The 321-nt window shown below is 65.1% G+C and carries 1 protein-coding gene; it reads left to right on the forward strand.

Going from position 1 to position 321, the window contains the following annotated elements; all coding sequences use genetic code 11:
• On the forward strand, positions 1-321 hold a 321-nt coding region (locus SB717_RS34640; protein WP_410907390.1), incomplete at both ends, for an MFS transporter.

The raw sequence follows: 321 nt of genomic DNA on the forward strand, positions 1-321 counted from the left end.
CCTGAGCGTCGCCAACGTCGTGGGGGTGCCCGCGGCGACCTGGCTCGGTGGTGCCGTCGGTTGGCGGGCCGCATTTGTGGTGGTGGCCATCATCGGGTTGTTGACGATCGTGGCCCTGTTCATGTTCCTGCCTGCCCTGTCGGACATGAAGATCACCAATCCGATGACCGAACTCGGGGCGTTGAAACGCCCGCAGGTGTGGTTCGCGCTTCTCATCGGCATCGTCGGCTTCGGCGGGATGTTCGGCGCATTCACGTACATCGCCTACACCCTGACCGGCGTCTCCGGCTTCGCCTCTGGGGCGGTCCCGTGGCTCCTCAT

Origin of the sequence: Priestia sp. SIMBA_032 (assembly GCF_046535215.1) — a bacterium.
GTDB classification, from domain to species: domain Bacteria; phylum Bacillota; class Bacilli; order Bacillales; family Bacillaceae_H; genus Priestia; species Priestia aryabhattai.